The following is a 17,515-nucleotide window of genomic DNA, read 5'->3' as shown; positions in this document are numbered from 1 at the left end:
CGGTACGGATATTCATGCAGGATATGGTCGCCGCGGGTTCACCGATTGGTCTAGCTCAGAGGTCTAGACCACGACCGTCCTTCACCGCTTGAACGCCTCGACGGCGGCCTGGCAGAACGCCTTGAGGTCGCCGGGACCGCGGCTGCTCACGAGCACGTTCGGCCCGTTCTCACAGACCCTGACCTCCTCGTCCACCCAAATGGCGCCCGCGTTGCGCAGGTCGGTCCGGATGCTCGGGAACGACGTCATGGTGCGGCCGCGGACGACGTCGGCCTCGACGAGGGTCCACGCGGCGTGGCAGATCGACGCGACCGGCTTGCCCGCGTCGAAGAAGGACCTGGCGAAGGCGACGGCGTTGGGCCGGGTGCGGAGGAGGTCGGGGTTGGCGACTCCGCCGGGCAGCAGGAGGCCGTCGAACTCGGTGTGGTCGGAGACGTCGACGGTGGTGTCGACGGGGAAGGTGTCGCCCTTGTCGAGATGGTTGAACGCCTGGAGGCGGCCGGACTCGGTGGAGACGAGGCGCGGGGTGCCGCCGGCCTGCTCGACGGCCTTCCAGGGCTCGGTCAGCTCGATCTGCTCGGTGCCCTCGGTGGCGCAGAGGAAGGCGATGGTCTTGTCCTGCAGGTCGTTGTCCGGCATGGCCGTCCTCCCGGTTCGGTGGGTCTCCTGTCGCCCTGCCCGCGAGCGCGGGTGGTATGCAGGAGGTGTGAGTCCCACCGGTTATCGCGAGTACCCCGCGCCGGGGCTGGCGTGCTCCTGGACGGCGGCGCTGCCGCGCGGCGCCGAGCCGTTCACGCAGCGCGTCGTGCCCGACGGGTGCGTGGATCTGATCTGGTCGGCGTCGGGGATCCTGGTGGCCGGGCCGGACACCGGGCCCGCCCCGGCGGTCATGGGGCCGGGCGACGCGGTGGTGGCGGTGCGGTTCGGGCCGGGGACGGCGCCGCCCGTGCTGGGCGTCCCGGCCGACGCGGTCCGGGACGGGCGGCTGGATCTGCGGGAGCTGTGGGGCGGGGAGGCCGACCGGCTGGCGGAGGCGGTCGCGGCCGCCGATGACCCGCGCGGGACGCTGGTCGCGGCGGTGCGGGAGCGGATGCGGCCGGCGGATCCGGTCGTCGGGCCGGTGGTGGCGGGCCTGGCCGGCGGTTCGGTGCGGGAGGTGGCCGACGGGCTGGGCCTCAGTGAGCGGCAGCTCCGCCGGCGTTCGCTTGCGGCGTTCGGGTACGGGCCGAAGACGCTGCAGCGGGTGCTGCGGTTCCAGCGGGCGCTGCGGCTGGCGCGGGCGGGCGAGCCGCTGGCGGGGGCGGCGTTCGCGGCGGGCTACGCCGACCAGTCGCATTTCGCGCACGAGGTGCGCGACCTGGCGGGCGAGCCCGTCCGGAACCTGCTGTGACCTAGGGCTTGAGCCTGCCGTAGGCGCGCAGCGTCCTGAGCCGTTCGACGGTGATGACGCCGCGCCATTCGGGACGGGTGATCGGCGTCCAGCTGGGGAAGCCGATGTCCCAGCCGCCGTCGTCGTCCTGCGCGTCGATGAGGGCGTCGAGGTGGGCGTCGATGACGTCGCCGGTGAACAGGCGGCGTCCGTGGCCGTGCGGGGTGGGGGCGAAGTCGAGCGGGGAGTGGCCGTCCCCTCCGGCGTGCGGGTCGAGGGCCACCGGGGCGGCGAGGGCGTCGCGGACGCGGGCGAAGGCCGCCTCCGCGCGGTCGCGGTCGGGGACGTGGTCGAGGAAGGTCAGGATGGACAGCGCGTCGTAGGGGCCGGGTTCGGCGGCCTCGCCCTCCAGGTGGCGCCAGCAGAAGTCCGTGGCGGGGCCGAGCCAGGGATGGTCCGACCCGGCGCGGTGAAGCATGCCCGCGAGGGTTCCGGTGGGGTTGATGCCTCCCGGCGGGTCGTCGGGCGTCTGCCACCAGGGGCCGTGGGGGGTGTCGCGGACCGTCGGCAGGACGAACGGCACTCCCCCGTCGGCGGTGGTGATGGAGGCCAGGTAGTCGCCGGTGCGCGTGACGGCGGGGTCGTCGTCGGCGCCGGCTTCGTGGAGGATCTCCAGGGCGTGCTGGGCGGGGACGGGCTGGCTGCCTTCGCCGCGCAGGTCGGGTTCGAGGGCGTGGCCGTATCCGCCGTCCGGGTTCTCGTAGGCGCGCAGGGCCGCCAGGACGGGTGCCGCGGGCCCGCCGCGGAAGTGCATGGCGAACCGGTGGCGGTCGATGAGGCGGGCGCTGAGGCGCATGAACTCGGCGGCGCGGGCGAGGCCGGTGTCGTGCAGAACTCTCATGGGGCCACCGTAGGGCGGCCGCCGCCGGCCGGTCTTGTAGGAATCGGACGCGGCGGCGCGGGGCGCGGTGGGCCCGGCCACCCCAGCGGTGGGTGGCCGGGCCCCTGATGTCCCGCGTGCGGGGTGCGGGAGCCCACGGGTCACGGCGGCGTGACGGGTCGGCGGCTGTGCGCCGACCGCGCGGTGAACCTTGGCGGGACCGTAGCCGACCCGTCCCAAGACCACAAGTGGGACGGGCGGGCCCGGACATGTGACGATCGGCTGGTCGCGCGGGTGTCCCGGGGACGTTTCCGGACCGGGGCCGGTTGTGGTCTGCGGGTGCGGCATGAGTGATCCGCTCGCCGTGGCGGCGTCCGCCGGGGCCGGCCGCGAATCGGCGCGGCCTTGGGCGGACCGACCGTCAGATCTTCTCGGCCGACAGGACCAGCCGGCCGCCGAGCAGGGCCTCCAGGGCGCGCCGCGTCTCGAAGAGATCGGTGCAGGGCGGCTCGCCCAGGACGCGGACGTGTCCCTCCTGGGCGGTGCCCTGCTCGTCCGTCCAGCGGACGAGGAAGCGCACCGCCCACTGGTCCTTCTTCGTCCAAAGGGCCGCCTGGACGATGCACCCGGGTTCCAGGAGCCAGCTTCCTTCCCGGCCGAGGAGGTCGGCGGGCGCGGCGTCCAGCAGCCGCCGGATCCGTTCCCCGACCGGGTGGTCGCCGGCGCGCATCGCCTGCGTCGCGGAGATCCGGACGAACAGGATGCCGATGTCGAGGACCAGCGCGTCGTAGAACGAGCCGTCCTGTTCCACGCCGTACAGGACGCCGAGCAGGTCGGCTCCGGTGCGTTCGGGCGGGGCCGGGCGGTGCCCTGGATCGGCGCCCCATGCGCGCAGCCACTCGCGGAGCCCGGGCACGTGGGCGGGCCCGAACTCCGGCGGGACGACGGCGTCGAGGTCGATCGCGGCGCCGTCGGGGCCGGTGAGCGCGATCGGGTCGCCCGACCAGGAGCAGCGCGCCGTGACGCGGCCGGTCCGCTGGAGGGCGGAGAAGATCAGCGCCCGGAGCGCGGCGGGCAGGGGCATGGTCCGGGCCGGTTCGGGCAGGTCGCGGCGGCCGCCCGGCAGCGCGTCGGCGATCGCCGGTGCGGCGCCCCGTTCGAGGGCGTCCAGGACGGTGGACAGGGTCGCCGGGGCAGTACCGGTGACCTGTTCGGCGGCCGTGATCAGCCGCAGCCCGGTCTCGGCGGACTCGAACGCCGCGGTGCGGGCGGCCAGTTCGTCCCAGCCGAGGGCGGTGGCGTCGGTGCCGAACAGGGCGACCCGGAGGCGTTCGCGGATGCCGGCCGGGTCCGCGAGCAGGGCGGCCGCCGGCCGGGTGTCGGGGGTGAGGCCGGGCGGTTCGGGGCATCGGGCGATGGCGGCGAGCCGCTCGGCGAGCGTGGGATGCGAGTCGTAGGGGTCGCGTTCCTCCGGCTCGGCGAGGACGCGTCCGAGTTCCTCGCGCCGGGAGGGTTCGGCGAGCAGCGCCCGGAATCCTCCGAACAGGTCGGCGGGCACGAGGCCGTAGCGGGTCCCGGGTCCGGCGACGTGGTCGAGGAAGAACGACCACGCGGCGGCCGTCGCGCGCACCGACCGCAGCGCGGACCCGGCCGCGTGCCGTCCGGAGACCTCCACCATGAACCGGTCGGCCTCGATCTCCTGCGATCGCCGCACGGCCTGGGAGACCCGGAAGTACAGCTTGGCGTAGCCCTCGAAAAGCGCCTGAGGCACGCTCCCCTTGCCCGACAGGATGCTGAGGGTGCGCTGAAGGGCGGCGCCGCCGCGGTAGGTGATGCCGCCGAGCCGGGTGTGGCGGCCGCTGTAGTGGCCGAGTTCGTGTCCGAGGACGGCGTACAGCTCGGCGATCGTCAGCGTCTCCAGCAGCGGCACCCCGATGATCATGTGGCGGGGGCCGGCGACGAGGCCGAACCAGCGGCTCTGCTCGCTGACGGCGGCGTTCACCTCCGGGACGAGCCGGACCTCGTCCGGTGAGCGGGTGCCGATCCGCGCGGCGAGCCCGTCGATCGCGGCCCACAGGCCGGGTTCGGCGGCGCGCGTCACGGGCAGTCCGCCGGGCGGCGCGGGCCGCTGCCGGGCGGTGACGACCAGGGCGCCGAGGACGCCCAGGGAGGGCACGAGCATGAACGAGGCGATCTTGATCGTGCCGAAGGACGGATGGACGACCACGAGGTAGCAGGCCAGCGCGGCGATCGCGATGACGGCGAGGGCGAGGGCGTAGTAGCCGGCCAGCAGCGCGATGGCGACGGCGGCTCGCATGGTTGTCTTCACGGGGTCTCACCGGGTGCGCGGTCCCGCACAGGGACGATCTTCGGGGGGCGCCGAAATGGTAGCGGCCCCGGCCCGGTGAGACTTCCGCTTTCACGACGCGCAGTGGTTCCAGGGGGCCGATTCGTCGAGCTGCTCGAACGGCTGGGTGAGGCTGTACCAGCAGCCGGAGTCGTCGCGGAAGACGGCCTCGACGCCGTAGGGGCGCTTCTCCGGCTTCTGGACGAACTCGACGCCCTTGGCGGACATGGCCTCGTAGTCGGCCTGGCAGTCGTCGGTGTTGAACGCGCCGGCGCCGAGGACGCCCTTGGCGATGAGCGCCTTCATCTGCTCGGCGGAGTCGGGGTCCATGCTGGGCGGGCCGGGCACCATGAGGGCGAGGCTGAGGTCGGGCTGGTCCTTGGCGCCGAGGGTGATCCAGCGCATGCCGCCCTCGCCGAGGGTCATGTCGTCGCGGACCTCCAGGCCGAGCTTCTCGGTGAAGAACGCCTTGGCGGAGTCCTGGTCGAGCACCCAGATGGTCGCGAGCCCCAGTTTGGTGATCATGTCGTTTCTCCTCTGATCAGGTGTTTCCTTCACCCTAGGAACCGGCGGGCCAGGCGGCCTTCTCGATAATTGCTCAGCGCTTGCGGAAGCCGCCCGCCCAGAGCAGCACGAAGCAGCCGGGGATAACGGAGGAGTCGGTGGCGCGGGCGCGCCTGCGGAACTCGGTGGGCGTCATCCCCACCTGCTGCTTGAAGCGGGTGCAGAACGTGCCGAGGCTGGTGAAGCCGACCAGCATGCAGATCTCGGTGACGGTCAGGTTCGCGGTGCGGAGCAGGTCCTGGGCGCGTTCGACGCGGCGGCGGGCGAGGTAGGCGCCCGGCGTCTCGCCGTAGACCTCGCGGAACAGCCGGACGAAGTGGTAGCGCGAGTAGCCGGCGCGGGCGGCGACGGCGGCCACGTCGAGCGGCTCGGCCCACTCGCGGTCCATCGTGTCCCGGGCCAGCCTCATGCGCCGCAGGACGGCCGTGTCCAGGGTCGACGGCACGGATCCCATGCTCCGATGCTGGCACATCGAAGGCCCCGAAGGCAGTGCGCCTTCGGGGCCTTCGTCTCACGGCGACCCCGGTCGCGCACGCGAGCGCTTGACCTGACCGGTGAGGCGACGCCGAGCAGTGGGCCGTTACCGCATGAACACGGTCAGGCCATCGGACGTGCCGTGGGCGGGATCGGGTACGGCAGGCCGGTGCGGCCGGTGAGGTACGCGTCGACGCCGTGCGCGGCGGCGCGGCCCTCGGCGATGGCCCAGACGATCAGGGACTGGCCGCGGCCCATGTCCCCGGCGGCGTACACGCCGTCCACCGTCGTCCTGTAGTCGGCGTCGCGGACGACGTTGCCGCGCTGGTCGAGGTCGACGCCCAGCTGGTCGAGGAGGCCCTCGCGCTGCGGCCCGAGGAAGCCCATCGCGAGCGTGACCAGTTCGGCGGGGATCTCCCGCTCGGTGCCCTCGACCGGCTGGAACCCGGTCTGCGGCCCGCCGACCTCCACGATCTTCAGCGCGCGGACGTGGCCGTCCGCGTCGCCGGCGAACTCGGTGGTGGACACGGCGTAGACGCGGTCGCCGCCGAGGTCCGCGAGTTCCTCGTGGGCGCTCTCCACCTTGAACAGCATCGGGTACGTCGGCCACGGCTGGGTGTCCGGGCGGGACTCCGGCGGACGCGGCATGATCTCCAGCTGGGTGACCGAGGCGGCCCCCTGCCGGATCGCGGTGCCGATGCAGTCGGCGCCGGTGTCGCCGCCGCCGATGACCACGACGTGCTTGCCCTTGGCGGAGATCGGCGACTCCTCGTAGTCGCCCTCCTGCGCCTTGTTCGACGGGGGCAGGTACTCCATCGCCTGGTAGACGCCCTTGAGGTCCCGTCCCGGGACGGGCAGGTCGCGCCAGACGGTGGCGCCTCCCGCAAGGACGACGGCGTCGTAACGGGAGCGCAGGTCGTCGGCGGTGATGTCGACGCCGACGTTCACCGAGGTCTTGAATTCGGTGCCCTCGGCGCGCATCTGGGCGAGGCGGCGGTCGACGTGCCGCTTCTCCATCTTGAACTCGGGGATGCCGTAGCGCAGCAGCCCGCCGATCCGGTCCGCGCGCTCGTACACGGTGACGTCGTGGCCGGCGCGGGTGAGCTGCTGGGCCGCGGCGAGGCCCGCGGGCCCCGAGCCGACCACCGCGACCTTCTTGCCGGTCTTCACGGCGGGCGGCTGCGGGCGCACCCAGCCCTCCGCGAACGCCCGGTCGATGATCTCGACCTCGACCCGCTTGATGGTGACCGGGTCCTGGTTGATGCCGAGGACGCAGGCGCTCTCGCACGGCGCGGGGCACAGCCTCCCGGTGAACTCGGGGAAGTTGTTGGTGGCGTGCAGCCGCTCGATGGCCTCCCGCCAGTCCTGGCGGTGGACGAGGTCGTTCCATTCGGGGATGAGGTTGCCGAGCGGGCAGCCCTGGTGGCAGAACGGGATGCCGCAGTCCATGCAGCGGCTCGCCTGCTTCTCCAGCCGGTCCTTGCCGAAGTCCTCGTAGACCTCCGACCAGCTCTTGATCCGCACGTCGACGGGGCGGCGCTTCGGGAGCTCCCGCCCGACGGTCAGAAAACCCTTCGGGTCAGCCATGAAGGACGTCCCCCTCTCTCAGCTCTGCGCCGCGGCCATGACGGCCTCGTCGACGTCGCGGCCCTCGGCCTCGGCCTTGGCCATCGCGTCCAGGACGCGGCGGTAGTCACGCGGCATGATCTTGGTGAAGCGGGCCGCCGCGGCGTCCCAGTCGTCCAGCAGCCGGGCCGCGACCCGCGATCCCGTCTCGGCCAGGTGCCGCTCGACCAGAGTCCGGACGAAGTCCAGGTCGTCGGGGTCGAGGGGATCGAGATCGACCATCTCGGCGTTGACCCGCTCGGGCACCAGGTCCAGGACGTAGGCGATGCCGCCGGACATGCCGGCCGCGAGGTTGCGTCCCGTCCGGCCGAGGATCAGGGCGCGGCCGCCGGTCATGTACTCGCAGGCGTGGTCGCCGACGCCCTCGACGACGGCGGTGGCGCCGGAGTTGCGGACGCAGAACCGCTCGCCGGCGATGCCGCGGGCGAACAGCTCACCGGACGTCGCGCCGTACAGGATGACGTTGCCGCCGATGATCTGCTCCTCGGCCGCGAACCCCGCGTCGTCCGGCGGGCGCAGCGTCAGCCGCCCGCCGGACAGGCCCTTGCCGACGTAGTCGTTGGCGTCGCCGACCAGCCGCAGCGTGATCCCGCGCGGCACGAAGGCGCCGAACGAGTTGCCCGCCGAGCCGGTGAACGTGACGTCGATCGTGTCGTCGGCCAGGCCCCCGCCGCCCCATTTCCTGGTCAGCTCGTGGCCGAGCATGGTGCCGACCGTCCGGTTGACGTTGCGGATCGGCAGGTCGAGCGTGACCTTGTCGCCGAACGCGAGCGCGCCCTCGGCGAGCTGGATCAGCGTGTTGTCCAGGGCCTTCTCCAGCCCGTGGTCCTGCTCGGTGACGCGGTGCAGGGCCGCGCCCTCGGCCCGCTCGGGCGTGTGCAGCACCGGGGTGAGGTCGAGCCCGGACGCCTTCCAGTGCTCGACGGCCTCGCGGGTGTCGATCATCTCGACGCGCCCGATCGCCTCGTCCAGCGAGCGGAACCCGAGGGCCGCCAGGTGCTCGCGGACCTCCTGGGCGACGAACTCGAAGAAGTTCACGACGAACTCGGGCTTGCCGGAGAACCGCTGCCGCAGCACGGGGTTCTGGGTGGCGACGCCGACCGGGCAGGTGTCCAGGTGGCAGACCCGCATCATGATGCAGCCCGACACCACCAGCGGCGCGGTCGCGAAACCGTACTCCTCGGCGCCGAGCAGCGCCGCGACGACCACGTCCCGCCCGGTCTTCATCTGCCCGTCGGTCTGCACGACGATGCGGTCGCGCAGGCCGTTCAGCAGCAGCGTCTGCTGCGTCTCGGCGAGGCCGAGCTCCCATGGGGTGCCGGCGTGCTTGAGCGAGGTCAGCGGGGACGCGCCGGTGCCGCCGTCGTGGCCGGAGATCAGCACCACGTCGGCGTGCGCCTTGGACACCCCGGCCGCGACCGTGCCGACCCCGACCTCGGCGACGAGCTTGACGTGCACGCGCGCCGCCGGGTTGGCGTTCTTCAGGTCGTGGATGAGCTGCGCCAGGTCCTCGATCGAGTAGATGTCGTGGTGCGGCGGCGGCGAGATCAGCCCGACGCCGGGCGTGGAGTGCCGGGTCTTGGCGATCCACGGGTAGACCTTGTGGCCGGGCAGCTGACCGCCCTCGCCCGGCTTGGCGCCCTGCGCCATCTTGATCTGGATGTCGTCGGCGTTGGTGAGGTACTCGGAGGTGACGCCGAACCGGCCGGACGCGACCTGCTTGATGGCGCTGCGGCGCAGGTCGCCGTTCTCGTCCGGGGTGAACCGCTCCGGGTCCTCGCCGCCCTCGCCGGTGTTGGACTTGCCGCCCAGCCGGTTCATCGCGATCGCGAGGGTCTCGTGGGCCTCGGCGGAGATGGAGCCGTACGACATCGCGCCGGTGGAGAACCGCTTGACGATCTCCGAGACGGGCTCGACCTCGTCGATCGGAACCGGCTCGCGCTCGCCGTCCTTCAGCCTGAACAGCCCCCGCAGGGTCATCAGCTGCTCGGCCTGCGAGTCGACCTTCGCCGTGTACTCCTTGAAGATCTCGTACCGGCGGGTGCGGGTGGCGTGCTGCAGCTTGAACACCGTGTCCGGGTTGAACAGGTGCGGCTCGCCCTCGCGGCGCCACTGGTACTCGCCGCCGACCTCCAGGGTCCGGTGCGCCTGGTCGTTGCCGCCCGGCGGGTAGGCGCGGGCGTGCCGCTCGGCGACCTCGCGGGCCAGCACGTCGAAGCCGACGCCGCCGAGCCGGGACGTGGTGCCGGTGAAGCAGCGGGACACGACCTCGTCGCCGAGCCCGATCGCCTCGAAGATCTGCGCCCCGGTGTAGGACGCGACCGTGGACACGCCCATCTTCGACATGACCTTCAGGACGCCCTTGCCGTACGCCTTCACGAGGTTCCGGGCGGCCCTGTCCGGCTCGACGCCCTCGATGGCGCCGCCGCGGACGAGGTCCTCGACGGTCTCGATCGCCAGGTACGGGTTGATCGCGGACGCGCCGTACCCGATGAGCAGCGCCATGTGGTGGCATTCGCGGGCTTCGCCGGTCTCGATGACGAGGCCGACCCGCGTGCGGGTCTTCTCCCGGATCAGGTGGTGGTGGACGGCGCCGGTCAGCAGCAGCGACGGGATCGCGGCGCGGGCGGAGTCGGCGCCGCGGTCCGACAGGACGATGACGCGGGCGCCGCCGTCGATGGCGCGGCTCACCTCGGAGTTGATCTCCTCCAGGCGGGCCTCCAGGGCCTCTCCCCCGCCGGCGACGTCGTACAGCCCCTGCACGACGTGGGCCTGCAGATGCGGCAGCGACCCCTCGTCGTCAATGTGGATGATCTTGGAGAGTTCGCCGTTGTCCAGGATCGGGGTGGGCAGCACGAGACGGCGGCACGAGTCCGGGCCGGGCTCCAGGAGGTTGCCCTCCGGCCCGAGCGTGGACTGCAGCGAGGTCACCAGCTCCTCGCGGATCGCGTCCAGCGGCGGGTTCGTGACCTGCGCGAACTGCTGCTTGAAGTAGTCGAACAGCAGCCGCGGCCGCTCCGACAGCACCGCGATCGGGGTGTCGGTGCCCATCGACCCGATCGGCTCGGCGCCCGTCTTCGCCATCGGCGACAGGATGATCCGCTGCTCTTCGAGGGTGTAGCCGAACGTCTGCTGCCGCTTGACGAGGGTCTCGTGCGTCGGGATCTCCCGCTCGCGCCGCGGCAGCTCCTCGAACCGGACCAGGCCCTCGTGCAGCCAAGCCCCGTACGGATGCTCGGCGGCCAGCTCCGCCTTGACCTCGTCGTCCTCGACGATCCGCCCGGCGGCGGTGTCGACCAGGAAGATCTTGCCGGGCTGCAGCCGGCCCTTCCGGACGACCTTCGCGGCGGGGATGTCCAGGACGCCGGCCTCGCTGGCCAGCACGACCAGGCCGTCGTCGGTCACCCAGTACCGGCCGGGCCGCAGCCCGTTGCGGTCCAGGACGGCGCCGACGACGGTGCCGTCGGTGAAGCTGACGCTGGCGGGGCCGTCCCACGCCTCCATCAGCGTGGAGTGGAACTCGTAGAACGCGCGGCGGTCGGCGTCCATCTCGGCGTGGTTCTCCCACGCCTCGGGGATCATCATCAGCACCGCGTGCGGCAGCGACCGGCCGCCGAGGTGCAGCAGCTCCAGGCACTCGTCGAACGAGGCGGTGTCGCTGGCCTCGATGTCGATCACCGGGTAGATCCGCGACAGGTCCCCGGGGATCAGGTCGGACTTCAGCAGCGCCTCGCGGGCCCGCATCCAGTTCCGGTTGCCCTTCACCGTGTTGATCTCGCCGTTGTGGGCGATGAACCGGTACGGGTGGGCCAGCTCCCAGGCGGGGAACGTGTTGGTCGAGAACCGCGAGTGCACCAGGGCGATGGCGCTGGTGAAGCGGCGGTCCGACAGGTCGGGGAAGAACGGCTCCAGCTGCGGGGTCGTCAGCATCCCCTTGTACACGATCGTCCGGCTGGACAGGCTCGGGAAGTAGACCCGTACGTCCTGCTCGGCGCGCTCGCGCATGCAGAACACGACGCGGTCCAGCTCAAGGCCGGTCTTGCCGGCGTGCGGGCCGCCGGCGGCGGGGGCGACGAACAGCTGCGCGAAGTGCGGCATGACGCGGCGCGAGGCCGGGCCGGTGAAGTCGGGGTCGTGCGGCAGCTCCCGCCAGCCGAGGACCGACAGGCCCTCCTCGGCGCAGAGGTTCTCGACGTGGGCGACCACGGTGGCGCGCTCGCCGCCGTCCGCGGGCAGGAACGCGATGCCGGCGGCGTAGGCGCCGGCGTCGGGGAGCGCGAAGTCGCAGGTGTCGCGGAAGAACGCGTCCGGAATCTGGACGAGGATGCCGACGCCGTCGCCGTCGTCGGGTTCCGCGCCCACGGCGCCGCGGTGATCGAGGTTCTTCAGGACCGTCAGGGCGTTCTGCACGATGTCATGGCTTTTGCGGCCGTGCAGGTCCGCCACCATTCCGACACCGCAGGCGTCGTGTTCGTTCGCCGGGTCGTACAGCCCCTGCGCGCGGGGGCGGTCGCCGGTGCCGGGCCCCGGGGGTCCGGCGGCAGATGTGCGGGCATCAGGTGTGAGGGCAGCAGAAGCCATCAACCCTCCCGTCGTCGTCGTGTCACTGCTGATGTCAGTGCAGTCCGGGACGACGTTGGCCCTGCTGCGGGTGAGATGACATTACATCACTGCCGGGATCATGCCCGGCTGCACCAGATCGCGAAACGTCCGGTGCGGACGACCCGTGGGGCGCCATCTCACAGTGGTTTAGACCAGATTACCGGCTACTCCCGCGATGAAAAGCGCCCCGTCCACGGTGACGATCATCACCGGGACCGCGAGGTTTGCCGTGAGGTTCCGGTGACTTGCCCGAACTTTTGGAACTGGACGCAGTTCGAGCGCGGTCAGCCGCGCGGTCAGTCGGACGTGCGGGCGGCGCGGCCGAGCACCGCCGGGTTCTTGCCGCCCTCGATCAGCAGCGACAGGAGCGTCTCGTCCTCCGGGCCGCCCTTGCCGTCCAGCCGCTGCGCCCACGTCACCACGGCGAAATGGCCCATGGCCAGGCCGCGCGCCATGCCGAAGCCGCGGCCGAAGTCGTCCAGCGGGGCGGGGGCCTCCAGCGGCCGGACGAAACCGGCGCCGATCGTCTTCTCCAGCGTGGCGACGAACCGGTCGGCGTCCGCGGACCCGGCCAGGTTGAACACCGCGACGGCCAGCGCGTAGCCGGTCTCGGTGTCGGAGTAGATCCCCCGGGCCGCCTGCGTGCAGCCGCCCTCGCCCAGCGCCTCGCCCACGGTCGAGCCCCACACGGCGGCGGCGCAGTCACCGTCCAGGCGCTTGGCGCGCAGCTTGACCCGCGCCTCGCCGTCGGGGACCGCCAGCTTCGCCGCCGACGTCGGGAACACCTCGTCCGCCGTCAGCGGCTTCTGGTCCGCGCTGCGGGACGCGATGCCCGAGTACGCCGACGACGAGGACGAACTGGAGTAGGAGGCCGGCGAGAGGCCCGTCTCCGCGGGCGTCCCGATCGTCACGTTGGCCGCGTCGCCCGCGTCCGGAGCGCTCTCCCCGCCGCCCAGGACGACCACCGTGCCCACGCCGAGGAGCACGAGCAGGCCCAAGACCGCGGCGGCGCCGAAGTACAGCTTCGCGCCGAGCCCGCCCTCACGCGGCGCCGGACCGGACTGCCGCACCTGCCCGGCGGGACGCCCCTTGCCCGGCCTCCCCCGCCGTTTCGGCTTCCCGCCGCGCCGTTTCGACTTCCCGCCGGGACCACGCGGGTGACCCGGAACCGGCGGCGCGCCGGCGGCCGACGCATCGTGATACGCCGAAGCGTCGGAGTAGCCATACGCGTCGTCGTACCCGGAAGCCTCGTGGGAGCTGGACAGGTCGCGGTACCCGGACGCTTCCTGGTGGCCGGCCGAATCGCGGTACCCGGACGGGTCGCGGTACCCGGACGAGTCGCGGTATCCGGACGGGTCGCGGTACCCGGACGAGTCGCGGTAGCCGGACGGGTCGCGGTACCCGGGCGCCTCGTGGGAGGTGGACGGGTCGTGGTGCCCGGGCGGGCCGGGGTAGGCGCTCTCGTCGTCCTCGATCGGCGTTCGGGGCGGCGGAACCGGCCGCCCCGGGCGGGGTGTGCCCTTCCGCCGCGCCTGTGACGGGTCCGGCCGGCGGGGGCCTCCCGCGCGGCCCGGCGCCGTCCTGCGCGGGGCGGGCTGCCGGCGGCCCTGGCGGCTCACCGGTGCGCGCCTGGGGCCGCTGCGGCGGGGTTCATCGGAGTCCACGAGCGCGCAGACTACTGCCCGCCGGCCCGTGACACGCCCGCACGCGGCCGGATCACTCGCCGGGCCTTCCGTCCGAGGCCAGGTCAAGCCGCCCGTACAGGAAGTCGGCGGCACCCTCGATGACCAGGCTCACATCGATCATCTCGTTGAGCGAGGGGGGCTGCTCCCCACCGGCCCGCTCCACCCACGTGATCACGGCGTAGTGGCCGTAGGTCTTGGCGTAGGCGGCGCTGAACCCGGACCCGAACGCGGGGACGCCCGGGGCGTTCAGCGGCGTCACCCAGCCGGCGCCGGTCTCGCGCTGCAGGTCGCGCAGGATCTGCTTGACGCCCTCCGCGGTCTCCATGTTGATCACGATGAACTGGCCGACGTGCTTCTTGTCGCCGCTCACGTACGCGGAACGGACGATCTGGCTGCAGCCGAACTTGGCGAGGTCGGCGTGCAGGCGGGCACCCCACGTCGCGGACTTGCAGTCGGAGGTCAGCGCGGACTCGGCCAGCGTGAAGGAGTAGGCGCCGGACTTCAGGTTCTTGGCGGAGGCCGCCTCGCCCTCGGTGATCGCGCGGCGGTCGGCCGACCTGTTCGCGATCTCGCTGAAGCCCTCGCCGTTGTAGTCGGGCGCGTAGGCGCCCGGCAGCGCCGTCTTCTCCGCGGGCGCCTCGTCCCCGCCGGTGAACAGGAGCACGGCGACCACCGCGACGATCACCGCCGCCAGCGCGGCGACCGCGCCGAACAGCAGCTTCGGAGGGGGCGTCCTGCGACCGGACTTCTCCTCCGGCCAGAAGTCCCGCTCGCCGCCCTCGCGCGCGGCGTCGGGGGAACCTGTGTCACGAGCCTCGATCACGCCCCGGAGCTTAGCGGTCCGGGCGGCTGTCGCGGGGCCGAAAGGGCGTTTTATCCGTTCCTTGCGGCCACCGCCCACGCCGCGACCGAAACGGCGGCGACGCTAGACGCCGTTGCTTCCGATCAGCGCGCCGACCCCGTAGGTGATCGCCGCGGCGGCCGCGCCGAACAGCAGCTGCCGTGCCCCGCCGAACCACCAGGGCCGGGTCGTGATGCGCGCCACCAGCGCGCCGGCGCCGAACAGCCCGAGCGCCGCGATGATCGCCGCAGGCCACAGCGAGGAGGCGCCCAGCAGGTACGGGACCACCGGCAAAATCGCGCCCACCCCGAACGACAGGAACGACGAGCCCGCCGCCAGCGTCGGCGACGGCAGGTCGCCGGGCGTCACGCCCAGCTCCTCGCGGGTGTGCACCTCCAGCGCCTCGTCGGGGTCCCTGGACAGCTGCCGCGCCACCTCCGCGGCCGTCTCCGCGTCCACGCCGCGCGACCGGAAGACCTCGGCCAGCTCCCGCTCCTCCGCCACCGGATGCCGGGCCAGCTCCAGCCGCTCCACCTCGATCTCCGCCTCCGCCAGCTCCGACTGGGAGGCGACCGAGATGTACTCCCCCGCGGCCATCGAGAACGCGCCCGCGGCCAGGCCCGCCAGACCCGCCAGCAGGACGACCTTCTGGCTCGCCTGGCCGCCCGCCACACCCGCGATCAACGCGAAGTTGGAGACCAGCCCGTCCATCGCGCCGAACACCGCCGGGCGCAGCCAGCCGCCGGTGACGTCACGGTGCCGATGATGGTGTTCCGGTGGCACACCGGGCTTGCCGCTCGTCATCTCGCCTGCACCGAAGCCCCTTCGCCGACCGCTACTTCCCGTCCTTGACGGGCTCCCCCTCCTCTACCCGCTCGGACTCGCCGGCACCGTCTCCACCCGCGTCCTCAGCCCCGGCCTCGGGGTCCTTCTCCAGGGACGCGGGCTTCGCCTCGGCATCCTCAGACGCGGCCTCCTCGACGTCCTCGGACTTCTCGGCGTCCTCGGAGTTCTCGACGCCCCCAGCCTTCTCGGCCTTCTCGGCTTCCTCGGCCTTCTCGGTCGGCTCGGCGTCCTCGGTCGGCTCGGCGTCCTCGGTCGGCTCGGCGTCCTCGGTCGGGTCGGCTTCCTCGGCCTTCTCCGTTTCCGGTTTCCCGGCTTCGGAGTCCTCGGCTTCGGTTTCGGCCTTCTCGGTTTCGGTCTCGGGTTCGGGCTGCGGCCCGTCCTTCGGCTCGTCCTTCGCCTCGGCGGACCCCGGCTCGTCGGACGGGCCCTCAGCGGTGGGAGGGCCGCCGACGTTCTCCGGGCCGGTGCGGTGGCGCATCTGGTACAGGTAGGCGACCGCGCCGAGGAAGAGCAGGATCGACGTCCAGTCGTTCAGCCGCAGGCCGAGGATGTGGTGGGCCTCGTCGATGCGCAGCGCCTCGATCCAGGCCCGTCCCAGCGTGTAGGCGGCTACGTAGAGCGCGAACGCGCGGCCGTGCGTGAGTTTGAAGCGGCGGTCGGCCCAGATGACCAGGACCGCGACGCCGATGCACCACAGCGACTCGTACAGGAACGTCGGGTGGTAGGTGGCGATGTCGGCGTACTTAGGGTCGAGGCCGGGCCCGCCCTCCAGCATCGGCCGGTGGTCCTCGTCGATCTCGATGGCCCAGAACGCGTCGAGGGGACGGCCGTACAGCTCCTGGTTCCAGTAGTTCCCCCAGCGGCCGATGGCCTGCGCCAGGGCGATTCCGGGGGCGACCGCGTCGGCGAGCGCCAGGATGGAGATCCCGCGCCTCCGGCATGCGATGAGCGCGCCGACCGCGCCGAACGCGATGGCGCCCCAGATGCCGAGGCCGCCCTTCCAGATCTCCAGTGTCCGGACCGGGTCGCCGTCCTCGCCGAAATAGCGCTGGTAGTCGGTGATGACGTGGTAGATCCGCCCGCCGACGAGACCGAACGGCACCGCCCACACGGCCACATCGATGATCACGCCGGGGGCGCCGCCCTTGGCGGCCCATCGCCGCTCGCCCAGCCATACCGCGACGACGATGCCCAGAATGATCATGATGGCGTAGGCGCGGATGGGAACGGGCCCGAGGTGCCAGATGCCCTGCGAGGGGCTCGGAATGTAGGCGAGCGGCTGCATGGACGCAGACGTTACCCCCTCCGGGGCGCCGCGTGCGCCGACTCTACGCCCGTGCCGGGCCGCGGACGCCCGCGGTGCCGTCAGCCCTGCCGTCCGACCGTGTGCTGCCGGGGGACGGGGTCGTGCCGCCACCCGCCTGCGCAACGGCCTTCTTCAGCTCGTCCGGCGAGCCGAGGGCGTCGCCGTCGACCTTCTGGCCGTTCAGCGTGAGGTACGGGGTGGAGTCGACCCCGGCCCTCCCGGCCGCGGCGCTCGCCTTCTCGACCAGGTCGATCTTCTGGTTCCCGTTGACGCAGGCGGCGAACGCGGGATCGGTGACGCCCAGCTCGCCCGCCCACTTGATCAGGTTCTGCTGGGTGAAGCCGGTGTCGCCCTCGGCGGGCTGCTCGGCGAAGAGCTTGTCGTGGTAGGGGATCCATTTGTTCACCGGAACGCAGGCGGCGGCGTTCGCGGCCCTCCGCGAGTTCGACATCAGCGGTTCCTGCTGGAAGAGCTGGAACGGCCGGTACACGACCCTGGCCTCGCCGTCGGCGGCGAGTTGCTTGAGCGTGCCGCCGAGACGCCCCTCCAGCGACTTGCACGCCGGGCACTGGAAGTCCTCGTACAGCTCCAGGACCGGGCCGGTGACGCCCGGCCGCGCCATCGCGACCGCCCCGTGCTGCACCCGGCTCGTCGGCGCCAGCGGGCCCGTGTAGGTGTCGCCGAGGGGCCCGTCCCCGCCGAGCCGCGACACCGCCACGACGGTCCCCGCGATCACGACCGCCGCCGCGGCGACGGAGCCGAGGACGACCACGAGCAGCCGCCGCCGGCGCTCCCGCGCCGCGGTCCGCGCCCGTTCGCCCGCGAGCCGCCGGCGCGCCGACGGTCCCCTGTCCTGCTCGCTCATCGATCCCCCGATCGACCACTCTTCGTGTTCGTACGAACTGCGAGCGTAGCGGTCGGCGGACGACGCGTCCGTCCTCCAACTCGACGACGCGCTTGCGGAAGGCGTCGACG

At 72.6% G+C, this 17,515-nt stretch carries 13 protein-coding genes; 1 reads left to right on the top strand and 12 read right to left on the bottom strand.

The genetic code is table 11. The features are described 5' to 3' along the window. Nucleotides 1–81: 81 nt before the first annotated feature. Nucleotides 82–639, bottom strand: a complete 558-nt coding sequence (locus AB0C35_RS19165) for a type 1 glutamine amidotransferase domain-containing protein (protein WP_358457421.1) — start codon at nucleotides 637–639, stop codon at nucleotides 82–84. A gap of 67 nt (nucleotides 640–706) precedes the next feature. Between AB0C35_RS19165 and AB0C35_RS19160 the strand changes: the two genes are divergently transcribed. Then, a complete protein-coding gene (locus AB0C35_RS19160; RefSeq protein ID WP_358457418.1) occupies nucleotides 707–1,390 on the top strand; it encodes a helix-turn-helix domain-containing protein in 684 nt (227 codons plus the stop codon). A gap of 1 nt (nucleotide 1,391) precedes the next feature. Here AB0C35_RS19160 and AB0C35_RS19155 read toward each other — a convergent pair whose 3' ends face one another. The 11 genes from AB0C35_RS19155 to AB0C35_RS19105 form a co-directional block, all read right to left on the bottom strand. After that, the gene (locus tag AB0C35_RS19155; protein WP_358457416.1) at nucleotides 1,392–2,270 is read right to left on the bottom strand and encodes a hypothetical protein; all 879 of its coding nucleotides are present in this window, start codon (nucleotides 2,268–2,270) and stop codon (nucleotides 1,392–1,394) included. A 400-nt stretch (nucleotides 2,271–2,670) separates the two neighbouring features. Further along, the gene (locus AB0C35_RS19150) at nucleotides 2,671–4,566 is read right to left on the bottom strand and encodes a M48 family metallopeptidase (RefSeq protein WP_358457413.1); all 1,896 of its coding nucleotides are present in this window, start codon (nucleotides 4,564–4,566) and stop codon (nucleotides 2,671–2,673) included. A gap of 102 nt (nucleotides 4,567–4,668) precedes the next feature. After that, nucleotides 4,669–5,121: a VOC family protein gene (locus tag AB0C35_RS19145; RefSeq protein ID WP_358457410.1), complete on the bottom strand. Its 453-nt coding sequence runs from the start codon at nucleotides 5,119–5,121 to the stop codon at nucleotides 4,669–4,671. 73 nt (nucleotides 5,122–5,194) lie between these two features. Next, nucleotides 5,195–5,614 carry a helix-turn-helix transcriptional regulator gene (locus AB0C35_RS19140; RefSeq protein WP_358457408.1) on the bottom strand — a complete coding sequence of 140 codons (420 nt, stop codon included), beginning with the start codon at nucleotides 5,612–5,614 and terminating at the stop codon, nucleotides 5,195–5,197. Nucleotides 5,615–5,757: 143 nt separating this feature from the next. Beyond that, nucleotides 5,758–7,221, bottom strand: coding sequence for a glutamate synthase subunit beta (locus AB0C35_RS19135; protein ID WP_358457405.1), 1,464 nt, complete (start codon nucleotides 7,219–7,221; stop codon nucleotides 5,758–5,760). Nucleotides 7,222–7,239: 18 nt separating this feature from the next. Then, nucleotides 7,240–11,841, bottom strand: a complete 4,602-nt coding sequence (gltB, locus tag AB0C35_RS19130) for a glutamate synthase large subunit (RefSeq protein WP_358457402.1) — start codon at nucleotides 11,839–11,841, stop codon at nucleotides 7,240–7,242. A 317-nt stretch (nucleotides 11,842–12,158) separates the two neighbouring features. Beyond that, the gene (locus AB0C35_RS19125) at nucleotides 12,159–13,526 is read right to left on the bottom strand and encodes a hypothetical protein (protein ID WP_358457399.1); all 1,368 of its coding nucleotides are present in this window, start codon (nucleotides 13,524–13,526) and stop codon (nucleotides 12,159–12,161) included. Between the two features lie 52 nt (nucleotides 13,527–13,578). Then, nucleotides 13,579–14,370: a hypothetical protein gene (locus AB0C35_RS19120; RefSeq protein ID WP_358457396.1), complete on the bottom strand. Its 792-nt coding sequence runs from the start codon at nucleotides 14,368–14,370 to the stop codon at nucleotides 13,579–13,581. A gap of 102 nt (nucleotides 14,371–14,472) precedes the next feature. Further along, nucleotides 14,473–15,192 carry a VIT1/CCC1 transporter family protein gene (locus AB0C35_RS19115; protein ID WP_358457393.1) on the bottom strand — a complete coding sequence of 240 codons (720 nt, stop codon included), beginning with the start codon at nucleotides 15,190–15,192 and terminating at the stop codon, nucleotides 14,473–14,475. Nucleotides 15,193–15,223: 31 nt separating this feature from the next. Then, on the bottom strand, nucleotides 15,224–16,519 hold the full coding sequence (gene lgt, locus AB0C35_RS19110; protein WP_358457390.1) for a prolipoprotein diacylglyceryl transferase: 1,296 nt from the start codon (nucleotides 16,517–16,519) through the stop codon (nucleotides 15,224–15,226). A 43-nt stretch (nucleotides 16,520–16,562) separates the two neighbouring features. Beyond that, nucleotides 16,563–17,405, bottom strand: coding sequence for a thioredoxin domain-containing protein (locus AB0C35_RS19105; protein ID WP_358457387.1), 843 nt, complete (start codon nucleotides 17,403–17,405; stop codon nucleotides 16,563–16,565). Nucleotides 17,406–17,515 lie beyond the last annotated feature (110 nt).

The sequence above is a fragment of the Spirillospora sp. NPDC048819 genome (assembly GCF_040650055.1).
GTDB lineage: Bacteria > Actinomycetota > Actinomycetes > Streptosporangiales > Streptosporangiaceae > Spirillospora.
Note: the sequence above shows the minus strand (reverse complement) of the source record. Positions and strands in the feature narration are given on the sequence as shown.